The organism is Nonomuraea sp. CA-218870, from assembly GCF_050936535.1.
GTDB classification, from domain to species: domain Bacteria; phylum Actinomycetota; class Actinomycetes; order Streptosporangiales; family Streptosporangiaceae; genus Nonomuraea; species Nonomuraea corallina.
Map to the genome: position 1 here is coordinate 4416782 of NZ_JBNJMN010000001.1, position 24332 is coordinate 4441113.

A 24332-nucleotide genomic window follows, 5' to 3' on the forward strand; every position below is an offset into this window, starting at 1 on the left:
GCCCGGCCAGGCGGGTTTCCTGGGATCAGCGAATCGAACGCGACCTGCGACACGGAGACGGAACCTGTCCGACCAGCTTCTGTAGTGGTGATCGGGCCGCCCATCTCCGTCGACGCCCTCCTGTGATGCACCACCAGGACCTCCAGCACCCGGGAGTATGACCATGACCGGCAGGATCGTACTGATCACCGGCGCGACCAGCGGCATCGGCGCCCACACCGCACGATTGCTCCTCGACCGCGGCCACCGCGTGGCCGTCACCGGCCGCGACGAGACCAAACTCAAGTCCTTCCTCGACGAGACCGGCCACCCCGACCGGCTGCTCGGCATCATCGCCGCCGCCGCCGACTGGCCGGCCACCCAAGCCGCCGTGACCCGCACCGTGGCACACTTCGGCGCCCTGCACCCGCGGTGGCCAACGTCGGCTTCGTCCCCGCCGACCACCCACGCACCATCGCCGACGGCGACCCGGAACTGTGGGCGCCCATGGTCCTCACCAACGTCCTCGGCCCCGCCCCGCTGACCAACGCCGCCCTGACTCACCTCGAGACCACGGGCGGGCGGCTGGTGCTCATCGGCAGCGTCGCCGGCCTGAAGAACAGCCCCGCCAACGTCTACTCCGCCACCAACTGGGCCGTCACCGGCATGGCCGAGAACCTGCGGATGTACGCCACCAGCCGCGGCGTCGGCGTCACGCTCGTCAACCCCGGCATGACCGACACCGCCTTCTGGCAAGGCGGCGTCCCGCCCTTGGTCAAGTCTGCGGATAGTCCGGCTCCATTTCCACCGCATGAATCTCACCTGCAAAGGAGAAGTCCATGAAACGCATCGCCAAGCGCGCGGCCCTGGCCACTCTGGCGTCCGTCGCGGTGACGGCCTCACTTGCCGTCGTCCTCCCGACGGCGGCGTACGCGATCGATGAGGTCCCGTGCGGCGACCGGACCGACCTCGTGCGCGCCACAATCCACGCAACCAGCAGCTCGTCAGTCGACTACTGTTACGCCAACGCCGGAGAGGACATGTACGCCCTGAACATCTGGTGGGTCACCCGGATCTCGACCGGTAACAACCGCGTTCAGTGGTACGGGGACGGAAGGTGGCAGCCGGCTCAGCCGATCCCGAAGTGGACCGTGTTCACCTGGCCGAACCATCCCGGCGGGGTCCGCATCCAGGGGATCAGGATCCTCTGAACTGCCGGCGATATCGGGGCGGCGATCCTGCCCGATCGCCGCCCCGCCCGGCTTTCCCGGGGCACAGCCCCGGGAAAGCCGGGCTCCCGCATTGAGGTCGCGAGTTCGCGTCACCGCCACTCACATCAACTGCCGCTGGCTCACTCGCGATGATCGGGACTGTACGGTTTTCGGCTCTGGCCCACTTTCGGTGGGGGTGACGGGGCGTGTCCAGTAAACCGTACAGTCCCCGCCGTACCCACTGAAACGACAGGCGGCTTCCAGAGCGGCGCGCAGGCGCGGGGCAGCGGCGGCCGCTGGCGCGCGGCGAATAGCGTCGCGGCGGCTGCGGGAGGCATCTCCACGACGCAAGTCCGCTGTCAGGTGACATCCAATCTGGCCATTGATCATGGCGTGACCTCGTGTTGGCCAGTTCACCTGTCACGGACTGCGGGGTGGCCGTGTCATCTAAAGTGGCCATTTTCCGGCAGAGGTAGCGGTTGCCATGCCTGACGCTGCTCGGCGTGCTGAACCGCCGCAGCCGCTCCCTTAGGTTAATTGCGTGGATCGTACTGTGCTGTCTTTGCCACAATCGCCCGGTGCGATTGTGGACGGTGCAGCACCGGGCGGTCCTCGACTTGCTCGAGACCGACAGCGAACTGGTCGGTGACTGGGCCCGCCTGCTGGTCTCATCGTATCGGCCGGTCTACGAAGGGATGGTGGCGGAGATGGCCAGGCGCGGCCTCGACTGCCGGGGCCGCCCGCCGGTGTGGGCGTGGCTCGGTCCGGATACCCGTGACAATGCGGTAGCCGTGACGGCCGAGCTCCTCCTCTGCCCGGAGACCGACGAGGAGTACGCCCGTTACGTCGTCTTGGACCTGGATGTGCCGAGCGAGATGGTCTTGCTCAGCTCGTACGGACGCTGGAACGACTTCATGGAGGCAATCCTCCTGGGCGGAGGGCCGGCGACCATGGACTGGTCGATCGACCGGGAGGAACTCGCCGGTGTGCAGGCGTGCCTGCCACGCGTGCCGGCCAGGTACGTGCTCGGCGCCCGCCCTCTGGAACCGTTCGATCCGGAGAAGGAAGAAGACGAGGACGACGGCTCCTGACCTCGCGTTGGCCAGTTCACCTGTCACTGGCCAACTCTCTGGCCACTTCGGTTGGCACGCGGCCAGATCGCGTGTCACCTGACATCCGCTATCGGGCCCGCCGCGCCCGGGATGTCTGCTGTGCCCCCTGCGGTGGAGCCGTCCTGCTGGCCAGCAGGACGGTCAGCCGTTCCTGCAGCGGCGGCGTCACGGGGCGGTGGGACCGGGCCGAGCCACCGGCGCGCTCGGCGATGGCCCGGGCCTGGCGCACGAGCTCGGCGCGGCGGCCGGCGTTGGCGGCGCTGCGCTCGGCGTTGGTCCCCAGGAGCGCGGCGTGCCGGGCACCGTCGTGCTCGACCGGCAGCTGGAGCGGCGTGCCGGGCGGCGCGGCGTAGCTTGGCCAGGGCCCGGCCGATGCGCCAGCGCAGCACGCCGGCTAGGTCGGTGGCGGTTGCGACCTGGCTGGTTAGCAGCTCGCGCGCCTCCGAGGGCGGCCAGCTCGGCCGCGCCGACATCGAGAGCTACCTGCACCGGGCTCGCCTACCAGGAGGCGAACGACAAGCTCACCCACAAAGCGCGGGCTCGGATCGTCCGCCAACTCAAGCGGATGCTGGCCCGCGTCCGCATCCTCGGGCTGACCCGCCCTGGCAGGCCGCCGCCGGCCTGCCCGACGACTTCGTGCTCTTGAGCAGCGACGTCCCGCAGGAACCCGAGGACGACGAACCCGGCCGAGAACTTCCACCGGAGATCATGCGGCAGCCCTGCGAACACCTGCCGCGGTTCGAGGAGCTGGCCAGGACCAGCCGCGAGGTCCGCGTCGCCGTTGAGCTGGCCATTGACACCGGCCGTCGCCCCGATGACATCTGCGAACCGCCGTGGGATTGTCTGGCTGGGGGGGCGGCCAATGCCTGGACATGCGCTACGTGCGGGCCGGCGTGGCCGGGCCGAAGCCCGCATCCGTAGAAGGTGTTGCGCATGTTGGCGCCTTCGGCCAGAGGGGCCCACTCAGCGTCGGTGAGCGGGGTGTAGTGCACGCACTGTTCCTCGATCGCGTGCCGTTGCAAGCCAATGGTCAGCCCGGCCGCCAGCCCGGCGGCGTCGAAAACCCCGTGCACGGCGTCGGTGACGTGTTCGATGTCGTCGGCGCTCAGCCGCGCGGCGCCGAGTTGATCGGCCAGCAGGTCGATGTGGGTGGCGAAGTGCCGGCAGGCGTCGACCAGCGCGGTTACCGGATCGGTTCCTGCAGCGGGCGAAGCGGCCGTCGGGTCCTGATGCGTCACGCCCGTGACGACGCCGAGCCGCCCAGTCACGCACCCAGCTCCGTCGTTGAGTGACGCGGGTGGCCTGCTGACTGATGAAAGCGCCCGCGCAGGGCGAAACTCCCCTGAGCGGCTCGTCTTCCGCTTCATGCCTGACCGGTTACTAATGACGTGTGAGGCATCTGGACTGGGACCTCGGAGAAACCGGGGCCGGCGCCATCTTCGAGGTGGACTGGCGCGGCTCGATCGCCGGGCTGCCTCATGGACAGCGACGAATACCAGGCCTACCTCAATGAAGAGGAATACCAGTACCACGGCGGCTTCTTCGACTACAGCCCCATCAGCAGCGCCATCGCCGCCGCGATCAAGACGGGCTTCGACGTGGACGCCATCCGGAAGATCGTGTCCCGGCGCATCGGCGCGCCACCGTCGTGCCGCATCGTCCCGATCGCCTCGACGTGGGTCTCCTCGCCGTGGCTCACCAGGGCGACGAGGCCGGGGATCCTCCCCGATACCACGTGCCTAGTCAGGACCTCACGCAGCCTGCGTAGTCCCTGCTCGGACAGGCTGTTTCTGCTAATTGTCGTGATCTTGTCCTTGTCGTCATGAATGGTCCGCCGGTTCCTTCCGATCCGGCGTTCGTGCGTTCCTCTCGCGGAGGGGCCTGTCAGCGGGCAGCCCGGCCAGGTGACGGCCGCTCCCCGGCGAAGCCGGGAGCGTAGTTCCTGAGCCGTACGAGGTGGGGGCGGGCCACCGTCGTGCGGCCGAGCTCCTTCTCCGGAGGTGGGCCCAGGAAGAACTGGTCGGCGCCGGCGTCGGCCTGCTCCAGCGGCGACCGAGTCGTCGAAGACGTACTCGACCTCCCGCCGGGTGGCCTGGTACAGCAGGCCGGCCAGGTCGTCCCTGAGGATCTCGACGTCGGTGGGGCGGATCGCCACCGGCAGGGCGCCCTCGTCCTCCATCGCCGCGCCGCCCAGGCGCAGGTTCAGTGCTCGGATCTGGTCCAGCAGGGCCATCCGGTCCAGCACGTCCAGCACCTACCGCGCAGCCCTGTCGCGTAGCCGCCCGCGCGCTCCACCACCGTCGGGGTGAACCCGTGCTGGCGCAGCCAGCACGCCAGGGCGGCCCCGGCGACGCCGGCACCGTACACAACGACGTCCATCCACGTGCTCCCTCGACCAGCGGCGAATCCTACGAATTGAGGATCGAGTACCGTGAACGCCCGGAACAATGACAAACCCTGAGCGATCACCTTCAGTGGGAGTGGACGGAGCAGGTCAGGTGTGGAACTGCGGGACATCGAGATCTTCCTGGCCTTGGCCGAGGAACTGCACTTCGGCCGGACCGCCGCCCGGCTGTGCCTGTCGCCCGCCCGGGTCACCCAGGCGATCCAGAAGCAGGAACGGCAGGTCGGCGCTGCGCTGTTCGAGCGCAACAACCGCACGGTCCGGTTGACCCAGGTGGGGCCGTCAGCTCCGGGACGACCCGCGTCCGCTGTATGCGGGGCTGAAGGGAGAGTGTGGAACGCGCCCAGCTCGCCGGTCAGGGCATCACCGGCACGCTGCGCGTACGGCATGCTCCCCCTCAACGCCTACGACCTACGCCCCTACTGGGACGTCTTCCGCCTCCGCCACCCGCGATGGAAGTTGCGCATCCACAAGGCACAGCTGGGCGAAGCCTTTCCCGCGCTGCGGCGCGGGGACATCGACGTCCTGGTGAGCTGGCTGCCCGTCGACGAACCCGACCTCACCGTGGGGCCGGTCGTGTTCGCTGAGCAGCGCGTGCTGGCCGTCGCCGCCGACCACCAGCTCGTCGGGCGCGCGTCGGTCTCGCTGGAGACGATCTCCGACTTCCAGCACCCGCACGCCGACACCGGCCCCGGCTACTGGTATGACGCCTACGCCCCGCGCCTCGCCCGGCGCGGACGTCAGATCGAACGCGGCCCCGTGGTGCGGGACGCGGAAGAGGCCATGACCCTCGCCGGCATGGACGGGCTCGTCGGGCTCTTCCCCGCCCACGTCGCCCGCTACTGGGCACGGCCGGACATCGCCTACCTGCCGGTCACGGATCTGGAGCCGCTGCCGTACGCGCTGGTGTGGCGCAGCGAGGCGGAGAGCGAGCCCATCCGGGCTCTGGCCGGGATCATCCACGACTTGGGCCCTCTCCCGTCGGCCTGAAAGCCCGTTCAGACCGTAGTGAAGTCGAGCCGGGTGTCCATGTCCAGCCGGAACCGGCCGTAGGGGTTCACGTGAGCCCAGAACAGCGGGCTGAGGGCTCGCCGGTCCTCCTCGGTGAGCTTGCCGGCCCACTGTGGATCTCGCAGAACGGCCTGAAGGAACTGGGTACTAATGAACACCAATGCCGACTGCAGCGGGTGCAAGGTGAGCATGGGCACCTCGGCGTGCTCGCGGTCGGCCCCGGTCAGCACGCCTTCGCGCCCGTAGAAGATCTTGTCGTTGGCGCTGTTCCAGTTCTCCACGACCTGCCGCTGTTGATCTCCCGGCGTAGCTGCTCGTCCGTAGATAGTCGCAGGCGAAGATCGTGCGCACGACCCGGCCGAGTTCCTCCAGGGCCAGGTAGACCGGGTGCTTGGGGCCGTTGCCCTTCATGAAACGGCGCGGCACCTGCTCGGTTTCCGCTGTTCGCAGCCGCAGCGCCGGACTGGGCAGTCCCGCGCTGAGCGCCGCCTCGGCGGGCCGGACCGTCAATTACTAGCGCCACAATCCGGTCCGATCCTCCTCCGAGGCCCTCCTGCGGGAGATCGCTCGTACGTACGGAAGAGCAGGCAGCACAGGGCGAGCACGACCGCGAACACCGGCAGCCAGGCCAGCCGAGCCGCCACCCAGCCGAGCCCATCGGGAACGGTGTGCAGGCCGGGCAGGTGACCGCCGGCCCGCAGGCCGGCGACGGTCACGGCGATCATCGCGGTCTGGTGCCAGAGGAAGACGGTCATCGCCGACAGGTTGACCGCCGCCACCGCCGCCCACATGACGGGCCTGGCCAGCAGCCGCCGCAGCGGCCCGGCCAGCAGCGCCGCCGCGCCGCACTGGGCGAGGCCGAAGGCGACGGCGGCGAGCGTCGGCGGATCGAGATTCGACATCGGCGCGCCCGGCACCCCCACCATGGCGGCCGGGTACCCGCCCCACGCCACCAGCCCGATCGCCGCCAGCCCGCCCCCGGCCAGCAGGGCCCACCCGGTGGAGTCGCGCGGCAGGCCGCGCCGGCCCCAGGCCAGGCCCAGGCAGTACGGCACCAGCCAGCCGGCCACCACGTTCGCCCAGCCCACCCAGGACGGTCCGCCCAGCCCGTGCCGGACGAGATCGACGCAGGCGACCGCGACCGGCGGCCACGCCGGGTGCAGCCGGGACAGCAGCGGCGTGGCGGCCGTCAGCAGCGCGAACACCAGCAGGAACCACAGCGGCGACACCACCAGCCCGCCCAGCGTGCGCACCGTCTCCAGTTCCGCTCCCGACACGAACATCGCGCCCGCGGCCACCGCCCACACCGCCGCGAGCGCGGCCACCGGCCGGGTCAGCCGCGCCATCCGCGCCCTCACCCACGCGCCGTACGGACCGCTGCGCCGGGCGTTCACCAGCCCGCCCACCAGGAAGAACACCGCCAGCGTCTGGAACACCCAGGACACCGGAGCCAGCTCCGGCACCGCCCGCAGCGGGCTGCCGGAGCGCACCGTGTGACCGGTGGCCACCAGCGCGGTCACCAGCCAGTGGCCCAGCACGACGCCGGCGATCGCCAGCGCGCGCAGCCCGTCGAGAGCGCGGTCGCGGTCCGGCGGGGTGGCGTCGTCGATCCGATGGACGAGGGCCAGCAGGGATGCCATGAGGCGAACCTAGGGACCACCGCCCCTGACCTGCGTCCCTCTGGAGAGCCCATTCGCCGGTAGTCCTGAAGTACGGGGGCGTTCCGGTGTATCGACCCCGGACTACGTCGAGTGGCGTACTTCGAGGTCGGCCAGGCAGCGGATGTGCGCGCCCGGCCGGTTGGGGAGAGTTGTGCGCAGGAAGCACGCGGCCCTCAGGGCGCCACCGCCGGGCCGGCCGGATCAGGGACGGAGGACGGGGGACGACATGCCAGGAGGGACGCGGGAGGACCGGCGGGCGACGGGGGCGCTGCTGCGGCGCCTGCGGGAACGCGCCTTACTCACTCAGGAGGACGTGGCCGAGCGGTCCGGGCTCAGCGTCCGAACCGTCCGGCGGTTGGAGAGGGATGGACTGCCGCGCGCCCGCAGCACGTCGTTACGGCTGCTGGGCGAGGCACTGGGCCTGGACAGCGCGGAACGGGAGAGGATGGCGGCCATCGCCCGTGGTACGGCCGAGGTCGCCTGGTCCGAGTGGGCCGGCCCTTCCGCGCCGGAGGGCGCGCGGACGCGCGACGGTCTCGTCCGCGCGCATGACGCGCTCGGCCAGGCCGAGCACGCCTGCCGGGATGGACGTGAGGCCTTGGAAGCCCTCATCGCGGGAAACGCCGAGCTCAGCCGGTGATCACCTCGTGGGTGCTCAGCGCCCGGGCGCGTTCGGTCAGGAGGGTGCGCAGCCTCTCGGCCTCGGAGTCGATCTCGGCGCGGTCCTCCGGCGGGCGGACCCGGCGCAGGATGGCCCGGACCCGCAGCACCACCTCTTCCAGGCTGAACGGCTTGGTGACGTAGTCGTCGCCGCCCGCGCTGAGCCCGGCGATCCGGTCGGACACCGCGTCCTTGGCGGTCAGGAACAGCACCATGGGGCTGTCGCCGCGCTGCCGCAACCGCCGGGCGGTCGACGACCAGCACCTTCGCGTTCATGACGCTACTTGTTACCGCCCCTGTCTGAGAGCCCGCTGAAAGGCGCGGTCCTGCTCCGGTGGGCGAATCTACCCGCCGGGGCGGAGCGCCGGGTTCGCGGCGGTGCCCTCGGTGTTGAGCAGCACCACCGCCGAGTCGCTCGGCACGCCGAGCGACGGGCGCCGCGCGGCCGAGGTCAGGGCGGCCCTGGCCCCCGCGAGGGAGGCGGCGCCGCACGGACCCGCGTCGACGCCCAGGGCCAGCAGCTCCCTGGCCGCGCGGGCGCTGTCGGCGTCCCCGACGGCGACCGCCGCGTCCAGCCCGTCACGCAGGTACGGCCAGGCCAGGCTGGAGGGGGTGCCGCAGTTGAGCCCCGCCATGATGGTGTCGCCGGTGCCGATCCGCGCCGGCCGGCCCTCCAGCAGACCGGCGAGCACGCACGCCGCGGCCTCCGGCTCCACGATCATGACGGCGGTGCCGCTCCGCGCGCGGTAGTGGGCCACCGCCGCCTGGGCCAGGGAGCCCACGCCGGCCGGCACCACCACCAGCCCGGGAGCCTCGCCGAGCTGCTCGTCCAGCTCCGCGAAGAGCGTCCCGTACCCCTCCACGATCCAGCCGGGCGTCTCCTCGTACCCCTCCCAGGCGGTGTCCTGCACCAGCACCGCGCCCGGCTCCTCGGCGGCCGACGCGGCCCGCTTCACCGCCTCGTCGTAGCTGCCGCCCACCTCGGTCACGTCGGCGCCTTCCGCGGCGATGGCGGCCACGGCCTCCGGGTGCACGCCGCCTGGGGTGAACACCCGCGCCCGCTGCCCGAGCAGCCGCGCCATCCGGGCGACCGCCCGCCCGTGGTTGCCGTCGGTGGCGGTGACCAGGGTCAGCGGCCCTTCATGCCGTTCCAGGATGCGGTGGATCGCCCAGGACGCCCCCAGAGCCTTGAACGCCGGCAGCCCCAGCCGCGCCGACTCGTCCTTGACCAGCACCCGGCGCACCCCGAGCTCCCCGGCCAGGGTGGGCAGTTCCGTCAGGGGGGTGGGGGAGTAGCCGGGCAGGGACGCGTGGAACTCCCGGGCCCGGTCCGACGGGGGCGGGCAGCTCCAGCGGCGGGCGGCGGGATTGGCATACCAGAACGATGTGAGCACACCTCATGATCGCGTGCCTCCCGGACCGTGGTCCAGTACGTGGTCACCCCACGAACCGCTCGTAGAACTCCCGCTTCGCCTCGACGCTCGGGAGCCGGTCGAAGGCCCGCCACAGCGCCGTCGCCTCTGCGGGAGGGAGCTGGGCGCGCTCGACGGCCTCGGCCAGCATGCGGATCACCTGCGCGTCGTCTCTCATGACGAAGGCGTCGGCGACTTCTGCGAACCGCGGATCCGGACCGAGCCCGAGCACCCAGGACCGCACCTGGGACCGATAGCGCTCGATGCCGCGGTCGAGCTCGCCGCGCCAGTCCTCGTCTCTCTCCATCATCAGCGCGATCCGCTCGGCGTAGTGCCTGAGGGCGGTGAGGCCGACATCCTGTGCGATCTCGCGGGTCACCGGGTCGCGGAAGCGCTCCGAGACCCGCACCGGGTTCAGCCCGCTCAACGGGTCGGGCTCGAACCGCTGCAACCGTTGTACCGGTCCTGTCTCGTCGAGCAGCGGCGGGCTCGTGAACCGCCCGTGAAGCGTGCTTTCGACGAAGTACATCGTGAAGTACTGGATGTCGTCGGCGAAGGGCTCCGGGTTCTTCTCCTTCGAATACTGCATGACATAGCCCATCTTCGACCCGGGATGCGGGTCGTTGGCGCTTTCTCCGTAGAAGGCCAGGCGCCCCCGGAAGGACCTCAGCGGGTGGATGGCGGCCAGCATCTCCTGCACACTGCCCCGGTAGCCCGTGTCGACGATCGTGATCACGGCCCTGGCCGACTTGATGGGGATGTCCTGTTCGAGCAGGTAACGCGACAGTCGCCGTGCCGCGCCCTCGATCACCGCCGGGTCGAACTCGGCTCTCCGGTACCTGAACCCTTCGAGCTGGGGGAAGGACTCACCGCTGTACAGCTCTCGATCTCGCACCGCCGCCTCCGCGACCGCCCGGGAGATGACCGCCTCCGTGCAGTACGCGGCGAAGAACTCCGGATCCAGCGCCCGCACGCCGAGGGCCAGCGTGTGCCCGTCACGCCCGAGAAAGACGATCTTGGTGTGCCGCTGCTGTCCGAGATCCGCCGCCACCTCCGCCCGCAGATCCGTCAACATGTCCTGCGCGACCTTGACGAGCAGGGGAGCGGGGTAGTCGCGCGCCACCTCGTACGCCAGCTTCAACGCCGCGCTCGCCTGCGGGTCGTCGCCACCCCACCGCGCCTGGGCGACGGCCACGGTCTCATCCCGTTGCGCCTGGCTGTCCCCTTGACGCCACGCCTCGAAGTCCGGGCTCGGCCCGCGTTCGGCCGGGGGCTTGTGCGGCCCGTCGGGCGCTGTTCTGGGCGGCCCGTACGGCTCGGCGGGCGGCCTGGTGCCGAACGCCTCGGCCACCCGGTGACCGCCCGCGTGCTCCCCCTGGTCGCGCAGGCCGGGTCGGGTGGCCTGATCCGCGAGATGCGGGCGAGGTTCGTTCGCGCCCTGGGCGCGGTCACCGTGGCCGGGAGCGGACGGCTGGGCGGGATCATCCCTCAGGTGCGCCGCGGCGGAAGTCGTGCGGGGATCGGCCTGCGCCGGTGGCGGGGAGACGGCATCCCGGGCGGCGGACGTCACGCCGTGATCGGTGGGATGCGCGCCGTCGTGCGGCCGGGCTCCGGCGGCGGCAGGAGGGGTGTCGGCGGGGGTCCGCTGATTGATCACGCTGATGTCGCCGGGCCGCCTGGCGGAGCCCCCGTCGGGGGTCACGGCTCCCGCATCGCCGGCGGACGCGGGTCTCGTGCCGGGGGACATGGGTTCCGGCCGGGCCGGCCGGGTGACGGTGGCCTCGCCAGGACGAGAGCCCTGCGGGGCCGGTGGTCGGCGACGACGTCACCGCGTGGCCTGCGCACCGGCGGCGAGGGTTCGGGGCCGGTCCCGCCTCGCGCCGCCTCTGGCCCGCCCCCTTCTGGGGGTCTGACCACCGGCGCGCCGCCGCTCGTCTCGGCGGACGCCGGGCGCGCCGTCCCAGTGAGACTCGAGGGCCGCGCCGCGGGGTCCGTCGCGGGGGGCGGGAACCGGCCGTCCGGCCGTAAGCCGGCCTCCGGGGCCGCGGCCGGGGGCGGCGGTTCCGGACGGGCCTGGCCGGGTCCGGTGCGGCTGGGCGACTGATCGACCGGCCCCGGCGGCTCGGAGGTCCGTCCCGGGACGGCGCCGTCCGGATCGGCGGTGCCGGCGAGGGCCGTCCCCCGGCCGGGTGGCGAGCCGGTCAGGCCGGGGGTGGCCAGGTGCTGGCCGTCCGCGCCCAGGGCCGCGGAAGTGCCGCTGGTCAGGATCAGCCGCCAGTCCAGGGGCCGGCCGTCGAGCGTCAGGCTGACGGCCGTGGTGGCCGACCCGGCGACGCCGTACTGGAGCGCCTGGCCGGGCGCCGTCCGCGTCAGCAGGGCCAGCATCTTCTCACGGAAGACGGCCTCCTCACGCGCTATCCCGGCCCGTAACGCCGGCGTGGCCAGCCGGCCCAGCGCCCCTCCGAGCAGGCCGGTCAACGCCCCGTTGATGGCTCCGTCCCGTACGGCCAGCAGCAGTTGCTCGCGGTCGATCCCGTCCCTGCGCCCTCCCCGGACCTGCGAGTACTGCGTCAGCCAATCCAGGCCACCGCCGAACGCGGCGAAGAAGCCGACCAGGGTCAGGGTCATCCTGGCGATCTGCAGCGCACTCATCCTGGCGACCTGCAGATACGACCTGAGCATCCACGGCGCGTTCAGGATCAGCAGCGGCAGGGTCGCCAGCAGCGTGATCACGATGAATGTGATCATGCGTTGGGCGTACTGAATCGTCACGCCCACCCCGTTGTACGCGACGGCCGTCTCGATGAGCGTCTCGACCAGGTCGGCGCGCCGGCCGCCCACCCTCACCCGCACGCGTGCGGCGAACGCCTGCTGCGCCGCTCCGTCCCACCTGTCGCCGACCAGGCCGGCAGTGACCAGGTCCGCCGCGCCGGTGTCGGCCGTCAGCCGATGCGCCGCCGCCACGCAGGCGTCGGCGATCCGGAAGCACTTCTCGGGATCGCCCTCCGGCCAGGCCATCCCGGTGACCCAGTCGACGTACGGCCGCAGCGCCTCCGGTACGACACATCCGTCAAATCCCATGGGTCGCCGCCCATGCCCGCGGGGCCGGCCGAGGGATGCCGCTCACGCCGGTGCCGGCCGTGGCATGCCCGTCCCTGGCCGTACCAGGCTCAACCGTACGATCCGTCACCTCGGCCGTCTCGCATCTCGCTGCCGTCAGTTCGTTCGGCCATGCGCTGGCCTCCTGAGCCGTGCGCCGGGACGGTCAGGCCTCACGGGACCACGCCGGAACACCTGCCTCAGGAGGCACACGGTTCACCTCACGATAGCGAGCCACAGACTCAGGATCGAGTGACTCTCGGGGATCAGTCGATTCCGGGTGAAAGGCCGGCTTCAGCGGGCGGCGGGGACCAGGCCCTCACGGTGGAGATGGTCGCGGGCGGCGGCGATGGCCTCAGGGGTCGTGGCGAACACCCGGCCCTCGTCGGCCAGCCGCTGGATCACGCCCAGTGCCCGCAGCGGCTTGTGATGACCGTCCTTGAGGCCGGAGACGTACACGGTGATGCCGCGATGCCGCAGCCGCGCGACGGCGTCGCCGAGGACGAGCGCGCCGCTGGCGTCGATGGTGGTGACGCGGGACATGCGCAGGATCACCACCGACACGTGGGCCACCTCCGACAGCTCCAGCAGGAAGCGGTGCGCGGCGGCGAAGAACAGCGGCCCGTCCAGCCGGTAGGCGACGATGTGCTCCGACAGCAGCGCCAGCTCCTGGTCGGTGTGGTCGCCGGGCAGGTCGTCGTGGATCGGCATCGCGTCCAGGCGCACGTGGCGCGCGATCGCCCGCAACGCCAGCGCGCCCGCCACGAGCAGGCCGAGCACGACGGCCTGGACCAGGTCGAGCACCAGCGTGGCGATCGCGGTGAGCACCAGCACCGCCGCGTCGCCGCGGGTCGAGCGGACCATCGCCCTGACGGAGCCGACCTCGACCATCCGGACCGCCGTGGCCAGCAGCACCCCCGCCAGCGCGGCCAGCGGGATCTTCGCCACCAGACCGGCGGCCGAGTAGACGATCACGGCGAGGATGCCGGCATGCGCCAGCGACGCCAGCCGGGAGGAGGCGCCGGAGCGGACGTTCACCGCCGTGCGCGCGATGGCGCCGGTGGCCGGGACGCCGCCGAAGAGCGGCGCGGCCAGGTTGGCCAGACCCTGCCCGAACAGCTCCCGGTCGGGGTCGTGCTTGTGGTTGACGCTCATGCCGTCGGCCACGGCCGCCGACAGCAGGGACTCCAGCCCGGCCAGCGCGGCGACCGCGACCGCCGGGGCGATCAGCGAGGTCAGCGCGGCAGGGTCGAGGAAGCCCAGAGACGGCGCCGGCAGCCCGGCGGGCAGCTCGCCGATCCGGGCCACCGGCAGGTCGGCCAGCGCGACGGCGACGGTCGCGGCGACCACGGCCAGCAGCGAGAACGGCACCGTCGGCCACCGGCGCGCCCCGAGGAGCATGATCGCGGCGACGGCCAGCGCGATGCCCACCGCCCACCACTGCGGGCGGGCGGCGAAGTCCAGCACGGCCGTCCAGGCCACGACGACGACCTTCTCGCCTTCCGGCGTCGGCACGCCCAGCGCGGCGGGCACCTGCTGGAGGGCGATCACGCAGGCGATGCCGATGGTGAAGCCCTCGACCACGGGGGCCGGCACCAGCGCCATGTACTTCCCGGCCCGCGCCAGCGCCAGCGCGATGAGCAGGACGCCGGCCAGCACGCCGACGGTCAGCACGCCGGAGGCGCCGTGCTGGGCCATGATCGGCACCAGCACCACGGTCATCGCCCCGGTAGGCCCGGACACCTGCAGGCCGGAGCCGCCGAACACGGCCGCGAGCGCGCCGGCGACCACCGCGGTGGCCAGCCCCGCCTCGGCGCCCATGCCCGAGGAGATGCCGAAGCCGAGCGCCAGCGGCAGCGCCACGATCGCGACGGTGAGCCCCGCGAGCAGGTCGCGGCGCGGGCGGCGGGTCATCGCGGCCAGGTCGGCCCGGACCGGCAGGAGGGAGCGCACGCGGGCCCGGCCCGAGGAGAGCAGACGGTTCACCGGGGGTTGGTCTCCGCCCGCAACAGCTCGCTCAGCAACTCGTGCTGCCCGGTCAGCATCTGGGTCAGCAGCTTGCGGGCCGCGCGCAGCAGATCGGCCACGTCACCGCCGGCCAGGGAGTAGACGACGGTGGAGCCGTCGCGCTGGGCGGTCACCATGCCGGAGCGGCGCAGCACGGCCAGGTGCTGCGAGAGCCCGGTCGGCTCGACCTCGATGGCGGCCAGCAGGTCGCGCACCGGCATGGGCCGCTCCTGCAGCAGCTCCAGGACGCGGATCCGCACGGGATGGCCGAGCAGGCGGAAGAGCTCGGCCTTGGCCTCGTACAACGGCACCGAGGTCACGGGGCCACCTCCTCGTCCCGCGCCGCCCGGGCTCGCTTGCTGATGGCGGTCTTGCTGATGGCGGTGGCGAAAGGCCCGCTCAACGTCCCACCCCTTGTCGTCGCTTGACGGCAATGCTATCTCACTAATTGCGCACCTTCGCAATTGCTAAGCGGACGTGCCACCGGTTCGGACCCGCCGTTGGCCATGTCAGAGCCCGAACAGGGGAAACAGCCCGGAGCCCTGGAACGCGACGACCCGGCAGACGCCCTCGGTCGTGAGCGTCAGTACGTGTAGCGCATGTGGGTGTTGTGCGCCGTCATGGCCGAGGGCGTACACCGCGAAGGCGGGTTGTCCGTTGGCGGAGGTGGGGACGAGCGCGGCCGGTCCGATCACTCGCAGCTGTTCGGCCAGGAAGGCGAGGATGGTGTCGCGGCCTTCGAACCAGGTCGCGATCGGCGGCATCTCCCATCTGGCGTCCTCGGTCAACACCGAGACGAGTTGATCGACGTCCGCGGTCTCGAAGGCGGTGACGTACCGGTCGAGCAGGGCCCGCTGTCGTGGCTCGGCGGGTTCGGTCAGGTCGTCCTGGCTGAGCGGAACCTGGGCTCGGGCGCGCTGGAGCGCGCTGTTGACCGCCGCTGTCGTCGTCTCCAGCAGTCGCGCAACCTCGGCGGTACGCCATTGGAGCACGTCGCGGAGAATCAGCACGGCCCGCTGTCGCGGCGGCAGCCGCTGGAGCGCTCCCACCAGCGCGAGCCGCACAGTCTGTCGTTCGACCACGACCGTCGCCGGATCGGCCGGTGCCTTGGTGAACAGGAAGTCGGGTATCGGCTGGAGCCACGGCACCTCCCGAACGTGTGCGCCGAGCGCCGCGTCCAGGTCTGTCTGGGGGGCGCCGAGATCCGCGGGCAGAGGCCTGCGTCCACGTTTTTCCAGCGCCTTGAAACACGCCCGGGTCGCGATACGGTACAGCCAGGTACGCAGCGACGACCGTCCCTCGAACGCGTCGTAGGCACGCCAGGCGTCGAGGTAGACGTCCTGCACCACCTCTTCGGCCTCGTGGACCGAGCCGAGCATGCGGTAGCAGTAGGCGAGCAGCTCACGCCGGAAGGATTCGCTCAGCCTTCCGAAATCCTTGTCGTCGGCTGCCTTGGCTTCACTCATGATGTGGATGATCCGCCGATTCTGGGGTGGGTGGGATGCCCGGCCGCCGTTTCGGCGGCCGGGACTCGTCGGGGTCAGTCGACGATGGGGACTTCGCGGTGATGAAATGAGCCCGGGCATAGGTGGTGACCGGGCGCAGGAAATTCTCGACCGGCAGTTCGGCGAGCGGTGTCCCCTGCAATCCCACGGGTGAGATCCCGATCGCGTCGAACGACACGTCGATGCCGCCGACGTCGGCGACGACCGCGTCCAGGTGCTCGATCACGGATCTCTCGTCCCCGGCGTCCACCACGGCGGTCTCGACCGCTCCACCCGCAGCGGAGATCTTCTTCGCGACCGTGTCGATGATGTCGAGATTTCGCCCGGTCAGGAACACCCTGGCACCTTCGCGGGCGAAACCGTGGGCCACCGCACTGCCGACCGAGCCGCTCGCGCCGTAGACGACGACATTCTTGTTCTCCAGCAACATGACCTTCCCCTCCTGGTTGTTCACGCCATCGCGTGAAGCCCGTGGCCGGTGAGCCGGTACACCCGGTGCTCCTCCTGGCGGTCGGTGTCCCGGCACAGCCGCGCGATCTCGGCGCCGACGACGGCCGGCGTGAGAAGCGGTCGCAGTGCCGCCGCGAACGCGTCGGTGTCGATCCCCTGCCGCTGGGCATATGCGGCGACCCCGGCGGCGCCGAGTTCGGTGGCGGGTGTCAGCTGCGGCAGCACGGTGACGAAGCCGATGCCGAGCTGGGCGCGGCGAGATTCATCGGCGGCGTAACCGGCGAGAAATCGGATCATCGCCTTCGCGCCCGAGTATCCGCCGCTGAGCGGTGAGCCGCTCAGGGCGGCCCCGCTGGATATCGCCACCACCAGGCTGCCTGGCGTCAGCGGGTGGCGCAGTGCCGCGCGGATCCAATGGAAAGCGTGCTGGGTGTCGACCTGCCAGTTGCGGCTGAACGATTCCCAGGACTGTTCGTGTACCGGGCCGATGACGGGTGTCGCGCCCGCGTTGAGCACGAGCCGCGTCGGTTGGTGCTGCTCGATCAGGGTGCGGGCGGTCTCCGGGTCGGTCGCGTCGGCGACCACCGGGACGAACGCGGCACCCGATCGCCGGCGTACGTCCGCCAACGCCGCGGCGGTGCGCGCGACGCCGACGACCTGGTGGCCTTGGTCGATCAGCGCGGCGGCGATCGCCGATCCGAAGCCGCGACCCGCTCCTGTGACCACCGCTGTGGACTGTGACTGGCACGATGCGCTCATACCGATACAGAGGCGAGCTCACCGCGAAAGTCATCGCCGCGGCCCGGTTCGGGTCGCCGACACGGATTCGTCGAACGACCTCCGTGCCATCCCTTACGCGAGCCGGGCCGCGCGGCCGTTGAGGTAGCGCTGCTGGGGCAGGCTCCCGGCGCGGCGGGCGGCCTCCTCGTACGCCGTGCGCGCCGCCTCCCGCGCGCCCGCCATCTCCAGCAGATGGGCGCGGACGGCGTGCGTGCGGTGGTCGCCGGCGATGCGGTCGTCGGCGGCCGGCCCGTCGAGCAGCCGCAGTCCTTCCTCCGGCCCTCGGGTCATGGCCACGGCCACGGCGTGGTTCAGCCGGACGACCGGGGTGTCGGACACCCGCAGCAGCACCTCGTACAGGGCCGCGATCTGCGGCCAGTCGGTCTCGGCGGCGCTGGGCGCCTCGTCGTGCACGGCGGCGATCGCCGCCTGGAGCTGATACGGGCCGGTCGGGCCGCGCGGCAGCGCCTCGCCGACGAGCGCGACGCCCTCGGCGATCAGCGCCGCGTCCCACCGGCCGCGGTCCTGTTCGGCCATCGGGACCAGCTCCCCGTCAGGAGAGGTACGGGCCGGGCGGCGGGCGTCGGTGAGCAGCATGAGCGCCAGCAGCCCGGTGACCTCCGGATCGCCGGGCACCTGCCGGCGCACCAGGCGGGTCAGCCGGATCGCCTCCGCCGACAGCTCGTCCCGCCGCAGCAGGGGCCCCGACGTGCTCGCGTACCCCTCGTTGAAGATCAGGTAGAGCACGTGCAGCACCGTCCGCAGCCGCCCGGCCCGTTCGGCGTCCGGCGGCAGGCCGAACGGGACGCCGCTGTCCTTGATGCGCTGCTTGGCCCGGGAGATGCGCCTGGTCATGGTCGGCTCCGGCACCAGGAACGCCCGGGCGATCTCCGCCGTGCGCAGGCCGCCCACCGCGCGCAGGGTCAGCGCGATCTGCGAGGCGGGCGGCAGCGACGGATGGCAGCACATGAACAGCAGCACGAGCGTGTCGTCCGCGGCGCGCGGCGGCCGGTCGGCCGGCGGGGCCAGCCACTCCTCGGGCAGCCTCCCGCGGGCCACGGCGTCCTCCCGCCGCTGCCGCGCCTGCTCGGCGCGGAGCAGGTCGGTGAGCCGGCGCGAGGCCACGGTGATGAGCCAGCCGCGCGGGTGGCCGGGGACCCCGTCCTTCGGCCACTGCACGGCCGCGGCCAGCAGCGCCTCCTGGACGGCGTCCTCGGCCGCGTCGAAGTGTCCGTAACGGCGCACGAGCGCGCCGAGGACCTGCGGCGCCAGCTCACGCAGCAGGCCCTCGCCGCCGGGTCCGGTCACTCGATCTCGTCCACGCCGCCGTGGATGGGCCGCACGTCCACGTACCACTCGGAGTCCGGCCTGGCGTGCTCGGGGTGCGGGGTGCCGGCCAGCCGGGCGGCGAGCTCCGTCGCGCGGTCGAAGCTGTCGCACTCCACGATCGTGTAGCCGGCCAGGACCTCCTGCGTCTCGGCGTACGGGCCGTCGGTGACGACCGGCACCCCGTTCCGCAGCCGCACGCGACGGGTGTGGACCGGGGTGTCGAGTCCCTGGGCGTCGACGAACTCGCCGGACTCGACCAGGGCGTCGTTCCACTTCTCCATGAACGCGTGCAGGGCGCCGATCTCCTCCGGAGTCCAGGCGGCCCGGCCGTCGACGGCCCTGCCCGTCAGCACGTCGTAGTCCCGCTGCGACCCGTACAGCATGATCATGTACTTCACGGCCTTCTCCTTCTCTCGATGCTCTCACCGGAGACGTCGGAGCCGCCTGCCCGGGTCCGGACACGTTCGCGCGACATCCTTCCCCGAACGCCGGGCGGACGCCAGAGCGCCTACGTTGGAGGGCATGCGGGTGCGCGTTCTGGGGCCGGTGGAGGTCGTGGCCGACGGGGAGCGGCTGCCCGTCGGCGGGGCGCGGCTGCGCGCCCTGCTGGCCCGGCTCGCGCTCGACGCCGGGCGGACGGTGACGGCGGAGGCGCTGGCGGAGGCGCTCTGGCCCGACGGGGCGCCGGGCGACCCGGTCAACGCGCTGCACTCGCTGGTGTCCCGGCTGCGGCGGGCACTGCCCGGCGGGCGGCTGGTCTCGGCCGACGGCGGTTACCGGCTGGACGTCGAGCCCGACGCGGTGGACGCCCGCCGGTTCGAGCGGCTGGCCGGCGAGGGACGGCGGGCCCTGGCCCGCGACCGGCCCGAGGCGGCGCTGCGGTTGCTGTCGGAGGCGCTCGCACTGTGGCGGGGCGACCTGCCGGGCGAGGTGCCGGAGCCGGTGCGGCGGCGGCTGGAGGAGCTGCGGTTGTCGGCCCGCGAGGACCAGGCGCAGGCGGCCCTGGCCGGCGGGCGGACCGAAGGATTGGTCGCCGAGCTGGAAGCCCTCGCGGCGGCGCACCCGCTGCGGGAACGGCTGCGCGGGCTGCTCATCAGGGCTCTGCACGCGCAGGGCAGGCGGGCCGAGGCGCTGGCCGCGTACGAGGACGCGCGCAGGCTGCTGGCCGCCGAACTGGGCGCCGATCCCGGGCCGGAGCTGCGGGAGATCCATCTGGAGCTGTTGCGCGAGGAGGCGCGGCCGCGCGCCGGCAACCTCCCGGCGGCGCTCACGCCCCTGGTGGGGCGGGCGGACGACGTGGCGGCGGCGGCCGAGGCGCTGCGGGCCGGGCGGCTGGTGACGCTCACCGGGCCGGGCGGCGTCGGCAAGACCCGCCTGGCGCTCGACGTCGCCGGCCGTGCCCCGGCGGCCTGGCTGGTGGAGCTGTCGCCGCTGGGCGAGGCCGCGCACGGGCCGTCCGGCCGGGAAAGCACTGCCGGAGTCGCCGCCGCCGTGGCGCGGGTGGCCGGGGTGCGCGAGACGGCGACGGGCGGGGGACGGCTGCTCGACCGGGTGGCCGAGGCGCTGCCCGACGCGCTGCTGGTGCTCGACGGCTGCGAACGGGTGGCGGGCGAGGCGGCCCGCGTCGTCACCCACCTGCTGAGCCGCGCTCCCGGCCTGCGCGTGCTCGCCACCGGCAGGGAGCCGCTGGGCGTGCCGGGGGAGACGGTGCTGCAGGTGCCGCCGCTCGCGCCGGACGCGGCCGCGCGGCTGTTCGCCGAGCGGGCGGCGGCCGCCCGCGCCGGGTTCACGGTGCGCGACCCGGACCTGGTCGAGGAGGTGTGCCGCAGGCTCGACGGCCTCCCGCTGGCGATCGAGCTGGCCGCGGCCCGGCTCCGCTCGTTCCCGCTGGAGGAGCTGGCGACCCGGCTTGACGACCGGTTCGCCCTGCTCTCGGGGGTCAGCCGGGCGGCCGAGCCGCGTCACCGCACGCTGCGCGCGGTCGTCGCCTGGACGTGGGACCTGCTGGAGGACGACGAGCGGCGGCTGGCCCGCAGGCTGGCGGCCTTCCCCGGCGGGATCACCGTGGAGAGCGCGGAAGCGGTCGCCGCCGCCCGCCCGGACCTGCTCGCGGCACTCGCCGACCGGTCGCTGCTGCGCTTCGACGGCGAGCGCTACCGGATGCTGGAGACGATCAGGGAGTACGGGCTGCGCGAGCTGATCGGGCACGGTGAGCTCACCCGGGTGCGCGCCGCCCACGCCGCCCACTTCTCCGGCCTGGCCGCCCGCGCCGAGCCGGAGCTGCGCGAGGCCGGGCAGCTCCGGTGGATCACCCGGCTGGCCGCGGAGCGCGACAACCTGCTCGCCGCGCTCCGCTTCGCCCACGAAACGGGCGACGCCACGGCGGCGCTGCGGCTCTGCCTGGCGCTGGGGACGTTCTGGCTGGTACGGGGCGACCGGGCGGCCATGGAGTCCTGGACCCGCCTGGCTCTGGACACCCCCGGCCGCGCCCCCGCCGAGACGAGGGCCGTGGTGGCCGCACTCCACCTGCTGGCGGCCACCACGTGGGCGGGCCTGGAGATGGACGCGCGGGCCGCCGCCCGCGTCCGCCGTTCGGCGCCGCTGGAGGCGCCGGAGCATCCGCTCGCCGTCCTGGTCGAGCCGGTCCTGGCCGCCGCGAGCGGCGACGCGGCGGCGGCGCTGCCGGCGATCGAGCGGGGGCTCGCCCATCCCGACGCCTGGATCCGGGCCACCCTGCGGCTGGTCAGGGCCCTGCTGCGGGGGAACGCCGGCGACGCCGCAGGCATGGGCCACGACCTGGAGGTGGCCGTCGCCGGGTTCCGCGCCACGGGGGAGCGGGCCGGGCTGGCGTGGGCGCTGACGTCGCTGGCCGACGTGCGGACCAACGGCGGCGCGTACGCGGAGGCGGCGGCCGCGCTGGAGGAGGCGGTGCGGCTGCTGCGCGAACTGGACCCGTCCGACGAGGCCGCGTCCCCGCGGGTGTGGCTGGCCGAGGCCCGCGCCCGCGCGGGCGACACCGCGACGGCCCGCGCCGAGCTCGAGACGCTGGCCGCGCTCCCGGGAGCTCCCGCCGGCCTGCAGGTCCACGTCCGTGTGACGCTGGGCGACCTGGCCCGCCGCGACGGCGACCAGGCGGCCGCGCAGGCGCACTACGAGCAGGCCGAAGCGCACCTCCGGCCGCCCGAGGACCCGGTCCTGGCCGTCACGCTCGCCTGCGCGCGGGCCCGGCTCGCCATGGACCGCCACGACCCGGCCCAAGCCGCGCGGCGCCTGGCCCGGGCCTTCGACGCCGGCGCGGGAGATTCTTCGCTGGCCGCCATCGCCGCCGCCCACCTGACCCGCCTTCTGGCGTCCCTGGGCCGCGAGGCGGAGGCGGCGGAGCTGCTCGGCGCCGCCCACGCTCTGATCGGCGCCCTTGAGGCACTCGACCACGACCTCGTACGCCTGGCGCCCGAACTCCGCACCGCCATGGGCGTGGGGCGGTACGAGGCCGCGTACGCGCGGGGCCGCGACGGCTCGGCGGACGACGCGCTCACCCTGGTCCGCGCCCGGCTCGACGAGACGCTGAGCCGGAGCGACGCCCGGCTCGCCGGACGGGACCCTGAGCCGGAGTCGTGCCCGGCTCAGGGCTGACGGGTTCGCCGGGCCTCGGCGGCTTCGGGTGCCTCCTCGTACAGGGCGGTCGCGGGGCCGTGCGGGAGGGGGGTCGGTGGTATCGGTTACGGTGGCGGCATGGGTTGCTTCGCCGCCATGAACATTCGCGCCGCCGCTTAGCGGCGGTATCACGGCCGCCCGGAAGCGCGGCCTCGTGGCCAGCCCCCGCTTGGGGCCGGCGCCACGGTGTACCGCCGGATCAGTGTCCCGCCGGCAGCCCCGTGGCGTGTCTCGCCGTGCTGCCGGATCGTCCCGCGTGATCCGGAGACCAGTCCATGTCGCAGCAGTTCCCCGCAACGCGCCAAGACTCTTTTCCCCGCGTGTCCAAGCCCGCCGTCGCCGGCGAACCGGACCATGACGTACGGCCGGAACCCGCCAGGCTGTTCCTGATGGTCGGGCTCCCCGGCGCCGGAAAGACCACCCGGGCCGAAGAGCTGGCCACGGCGCACCGCGCGCTGCGGCTGACCCCGGACGAGTGGATGATCTCCCTGTTCGACGGGTCGCAGCCCGACGGCAAGCGCGACCTCCTGGAAGGGCGCCTCATCGCACTGGCCCTGCGGGCGCTGCGCCTGGGCACCGGCGTGGTGCTCGACTTCGGGCTCTGGAGCCGCGAGAAACGCTCGGCGCTGCGCTGGCTGGCGGCGTCGGCCGGGGCGGCCTGCCACGTCGTCTACCTGCCCGTCGGCGAGGCCGTCCAGCGTGCCAGGATCGCCCACCGCCAGGCGACCGCACCGCACACGACGTTCCCGATGAGCGAGGCGGACCTGGACACATGGCGGAAGCGGTTCCAGGCACCGGACGCGGCCGAACTCGCCGGCGGCGACATCCCCGGTCCGCCGCCGGGGTGGCCGGGCTGGCCGGAGTGGGCCGCGGACCGGTGGCCCACGCTCACACCCGGCGACGCCCCGCACACCGGGCCGACCTAGGTCACCGTGCCTCCCACGCGAGGACGCGCTGCCGGATCACGTCCCCGTCAGGCGGACGGGCCCGGCACGGCCATCTCCAGGATCGTCATGCCGTACTTGTCGCGCCCGGCGACGAGGAGCATCGCCGCCGCCGCGTCCCGCAGCGGGTAGCGGCCGGTGATCGGCGGTCTGACCCGGCCGTCGACGAACATGGCCTCCAGCTCGTCGCGGTTCGCCCGCGCCTGGCCGGGGTGGTGACGCTCGAAGTCGCCGATCTCGTACCCGGTGATGGTCGAGCCCTTGAGCAGCACGAGGTTGAGCGGGACCCGGGGGATCGACCCCGCGGCGAAGCCGACGACCACGAACCTGCCGCCGTAGCCGACGGCCCGCAGGGCGGGTTCGGAGAAGTCGCCGCCGACCAGGTCGAGCACGACGTCGGCGCTGCCGCCGCACACGTCCTTGAGCGTCTGCTTCAGATCGGGCCGGGTGTACTCGACCAGCTCGTCGGCGCCCAGGGCGCGGCAGAACTCCAGCTTCCCCGGGGTGGAGGCGCAGGCGACCACCCGGGCGCCGAGCGCCTTGCCGATGGTGATGGCGGCGCTGCCCACCGCTCCGGAGGCGCCCAGGATCACCAGGTCCTCGCCGGGCCGCAGCCGCGCTGTGGAGACGAGAGCGTCGTAGGCGGTGCGGTAGGTGGTGCCCGTCAGGCACGCCAGGTCGGCGCTCAGCCCGGCGGGGGTGGGCCGCAGCTGCCCCTCGCCGGCGAGGGCGCGTTCGGCGAACGCGCCGGGGACCATTCCGTGCACCCGGTCGCCGACGCCGAACCGGGTGACCCCCGGCCCCACCTCGCGGACCACGCCGGCGGCGTTGAACCCGGGCGTGAACGGAACGGGCAGGGCGACCTGGTAGCCGCCTCTGGCGATCAGGGTGTCGACGAACTCCACCGACGCCGCCTGGACCTGCACCAGCACCTGGCCGGGTCCCGGCGCCGGTTCGGGGATCTCCTCCACGGTCAGCCCCGTCGTCAGATCGCTGGTGTCATGGCAACGCAGAGCGAGCACGGCCCTCTCCTCTCCGGCCCGGTATCGGCACTGGGCGCCCAAGCTAGCACCGTGATCAACGGCCTTCCCTACTGCGGTTTGCAGGTAGGTTG

23 protein-coding genes and 2 pseudogenes are annotated in these 24332 nt (G+C 72.9%); 8 read left to right on the forward strand and 17 right to left on the reverse strand.

The features are described from left to right. Nucleotides 1–163 precede the first annotated feature (163 nt). The 4 genes from ACQEUU_RS21440 (at nucleotide 164) to ACQEUU_RS21455 (ending at nucleotide 2281) form a co-directional block, all read left to right on the forward strand. Entirely contained in the window at nucleotides 164–523 is a 360-nt protein-coding gene (locus ACQEUU_RS21440; protein ID WP_433068476.1) for an SDR family oxidoreductase, read from the forward strand. Beyond that, nucleotides 412–822 carry an SDR family oxidoreductase gene (locus tag ACQEUU_RS21445; RefSeq protein WP_433068478.1) on the forward strand — a complete coding sequence of 137 codons (411 nt, stop codon included), beginning with the start codon at nucleotides 412–414 and terminating at the stop codon, nucleotides 820–822. The genes ACQEUU_RS21440 and ACQEUU_RS21445 overlap by 112 nt, the downstream gene beginning before the upstream one ends. After that, nucleotides 819–1190 (forward strand): beta/gamma crystallin domain-containing protein, encoded by a 372-nt coding sequence (locus ACQEUU_RS21450; protein ID WP_219547358.1) that lies wholly within the window; start codon nucleotides 819–821, stop codon nucleotides 1188–1190. Before ACQEUU_RS21445 ends, ACQEUU_RS21450 begins: the two co-directional genes overlap by 4 nt. Before the next feature lie 578 nt (nucleotides 1191–1768). After that, nucleotides 1769–2281 (forward strand): hypothetical protein, encoded by a 513-nt coding sequence (locus ACQEUU_RS21455; RefSeq protein ID WP_433068481.1) that lies wholly within the window; start codon nucleotides 1769–1771, stop codon nucleotides 2279–2281. A 578-nt stretch (nucleotides 2282–2859) separates the two neighbouring features. On the opposite strand, the gene ACQEUU_RS21460 is transcribed toward ACQEUU_RS21455, so the two are convergent. The 3 genes from ACQEUU_RS21460 to ACQEUU_RS21470 all read right to left on the reverse strand — a co-directional run bounded on the left by ACQEUU_RS21460 (nucleotide 2860) and on the right by ACQEUU_RS21470 (nucleotide 4681). Beyond that, a complete protein-coding gene (locus tag ACQEUU_RS21460) occupies nucleotides 2860–3570 on the reverse strand; it encodes a hypothetical protein (RefSeq protein ID WP_433068483.1) in 711 nt (236 codons plus the stop codon). Between the two features lie 278 nt (nucleotides 3571–3848). Further along, on the reverse strand, nucleotides 3849–4547 hold the full coding sequence (locus ACQEUU_RS21465) for a serine hydrolase (RefSeq protein WP_433068485.1): 699 nt from the start codon (nucleotides 4545–4547) through the stop codon (nucleotides 3849–3851). Beyond that, nucleotides 4505–4681 carry an FAD-dependent oxidoreductase gene (locus ACQEUU_RS21470; RefSeq protein ID WP_433068486.1) on the reverse strand — a complete coding sequence of 59 codons (177 nt, stop codon included), beginning with the start codon at nucleotides 4679–4681 and terminating at the stop codon, nucleotides 4505–4507. The genes ACQEUU_RS21465 and ACQEUU_RS21470 overlap by 43 nt, the downstream gene beginning before the upstream one ends. Before the next feature lie 121 nt (nucleotides 4682–4802). Here ACQEUU_RS21470 and ACQEUU_RS21475 point away from each other — a divergent pair, with 121 nt between their 5' ends. Beyond that, nucleotides 4803–5696 (forward strand): LysR family transcriptional regulator, encoded by an 894-nt coding sequence (locus ACQEUU_RS21475; protein WP_433068488.1) that lies wholly within the window; start codon nucleotides 4803–4805, stop codon nucleotides 5694–5696. A gap of 8 nt (nucleotides 5697–5704) precedes the next feature. Here the strand turns inward: ACQEUU_RS21475 and ACQEUU_RS21480 are convergent. Beyond that, nucleotides 5705–6128, reverse strand: a pseudogene (locus tag ACQEUU_RS21480) (Tn3 family transposase). A 95-nt stretch (nucleotides 6129–6223) separates the two neighbouring features. Next, nucleotides 6224–7357 (reverse strand): acyltransferase family protein, encoded by a 1134-nt coding sequence (locus ACQEUU_RS21485; protein WP_433068490.1) that lies wholly within the window; start codon nucleotides 7355–7357, stop codon nucleotides 6224–6226. A gap of 247 nt (nucleotides 7358–7604) precedes the next feature. Between ACQEUU_RS21485 and ACQEUU_RS21490 the strand changes: the two genes are divergently transcribed. Beyond that, nucleotides 7605–8018 (forward strand): helix-turn-helix domain-containing protein, encoded by a 414-nt coding sequence (locus ACQEUU_RS21490; RefSeq protein WP_433068492.1) that lies wholly within the window; start codon nucleotides 7605–7607, stop codon nucleotides 8016–8018. A 100-nt stretch (nucleotides 8019–8118) separates the two neighbouring features. Here ACQEUU_RS21490 and ACQEUU_RS21495 read toward each other — a convergent pair. The 11 genes and pseudogenes from ACQEUU_RS21495 to ACQEUU_RS21545 form a co-directional block, all read right to left on the reverse strand. Then, a pseudogene (locus tag ACQEUU_RS21495) lies at nucleotides 8119–8283 on the reverse strand (response regulator); the annotation flags it as partial. A gap of 99 nt (nucleotides 8284–8382) precedes the next feature. Continuing rightward, a complete protein-coding gene (locus tag ACQEUU_RS21500; RefSeq protein WP_433068494.1) occupies nucleotides 8383–9432 on the reverse strand; it encodes a pyridoxal-phosphate dependent enzyme in 1050 nt (349 codons plus the stop codon). Between the two features lie 43 nt (nucleotides 9433–9475). After that, complete coding sequence (locus ACQEUU_RS21505) at nucleotides 9476–11152, reverse strand: hypothetical protein (protein WP_433068496.1); 1677 nt, start codon at nucleotides 11150–11152, stop codon at nucleotides 9476–9478. Further along, nucleotides 11149–12531, reverse strand: coding sequence for a hypothetical protein (locus ACQEUU_RS21510; protein ID WP_433068498.1), 1383 nt, complete (start codon nucleotides 12529–12531; stop codon nucleotides 11149–11151). The genes ACQEUU_RS21505 and ACQEUU_RS21510 overlap by 4 nt, the downstream gene beginning before the upstream one ends. Before the next feature lie 312 nt (nucleotides 12532–12843). After that, entirely contained in the window at nucleotides 12844–14463 is a 1620-nt protein-coding gene (locus ACQEUU_RS21515) for a SulP family inorganic anion transporter (protein WP_433071926.1), read from the reverse strand. A 68-nt stretch (nucleotides 14464–14531) separates the two neighbouring features. Then, nucleotides 14532–14876, reverse strand: coding sequence for an ArsR/SmtB family transcription factor (locus tag ACQEUU_RS21520; protein ID WP_433068500.1), 345 nt, complete (start codon nucleotides 14874–14876; stop codon nucleotides 14532–14534). Nucleotides 14877–15065: 189 nt separating this feature from the next. Continuing rightward, the gene (locus ACQEUU_RS21525) at nucleotides 15066–16022 is read right to left on the reverse strand and encodes a sigma-70 family RNA polymerase sigma factor (RefSeq protein ID WP_433068501.1); all 957 of its coding nucleotides are present in this window, start codon (nucleotides 16020–16022) and stop codon (nucleotides 15066–15068) included. Next, nucleotides 16015–16515, reverse strand: coding sequence for an SDR family NAD(P)-dependent oxidoreductase (locus tag ACQEUU_RS21530; RefSeq protein WP_433068503.1), 501 nt, complete (start codon nucleotides 16513–16515; stop codon nucleotides 16015–16017). The genes ACQEUU_RS21525 and ACQEUU_RS21530 overlap by 8 nt, the downstream gene beginning before the upstream one ends. Continuing rightward, nucleotides 16512–17237, reverse strand: a complete 726-nt coding sequence (locus ACQEUU_RS21535) for an SDR family oxidoreductase (RefSeq protein WP_433068505.1) — start codon at nucleotides 17235–17237, stop codon at nucleotides 16512–16514. Before ACQEUU_RS21535 ends, ACQEUU_RS21530 begins: the two co-directional genes overlap by 4 nt. 126 nt (nucleotides 17238–17363) lie before the next feature. Continuing rightward, a complete protein-coding gene (locus tag ACQEUU_RS21540; RefSeq protein ID WP_433068507.1) occupies nucleotides 17364–18599 on the reverse strand; it encodes an RNA polymerase sigma factor in 1236 nt (411 codons plus the stop codon). Continuing rightward, complete coding sequence (locus tag ACQEUU_RS21545; RefSeq protein WP_433071928.1) at nucleotides 18596–19009, reverse strand: YciI family protein; 414 nt, start codon at nucleotides 19007–19009, stop codon at nucleotides 18596–18598. The genes ACQEUU_RS21540 and ACQEUU_RS21545 overlap by 4 nt, the downstream gene beginning before the upstream one ends. 133 nt (nucleotides 19010–19142) lie before the next feature. On the opposite strand from ACQEUU_RS21545, the gene ACQEUU_RS21550 reads away from it, so the two are divergent. Next, a complete protein-coding gene (locus ACQEUU_RS21550) occupies nucleotides 19143–22253 on the forward strand; it encodes a BTAD domain-containing putative transcriptional regulator (RefSeq protein WP_433068509.1) in 3111 nt (1036 codons plus the stop codon). A gap of 341 nt (nucleotides 22254–22594) precedes the next feature. Then, nucleotides 22595–23200 (forward strand): AAA family ATPase, encoded by a 606-nt coding sequence (locus ACQEUU_RS21555; RefSeq protein WP_433068511.1) that lies wholly within the window; start codon nucleotides 22595–22597, stop codon nucleotides 23198–23200. Nucleotides 23201–23247: 47 nt separating this feature from the next. On the opposite strand, the gene ACQEUU_RS21560 is transcribed toward ACQEUU_RS21555, so the two are convergent. Further along, nucleotides 23248–24240 carry an NADPH:quinone oxidoreductase family protein gene (locus tag ACQEUU_RS21560; protein ID WP_433068512.1) on the reverse strand — a complete coding sequence of 331 codons (993 nt, stop codon included), beginning with the start codon at nucleotides 24238–24240 and terminating at the stop codon, nucleotides 23248–23250. Nucleotides 24241–24332: the final 92 nt, after the last annotated feature.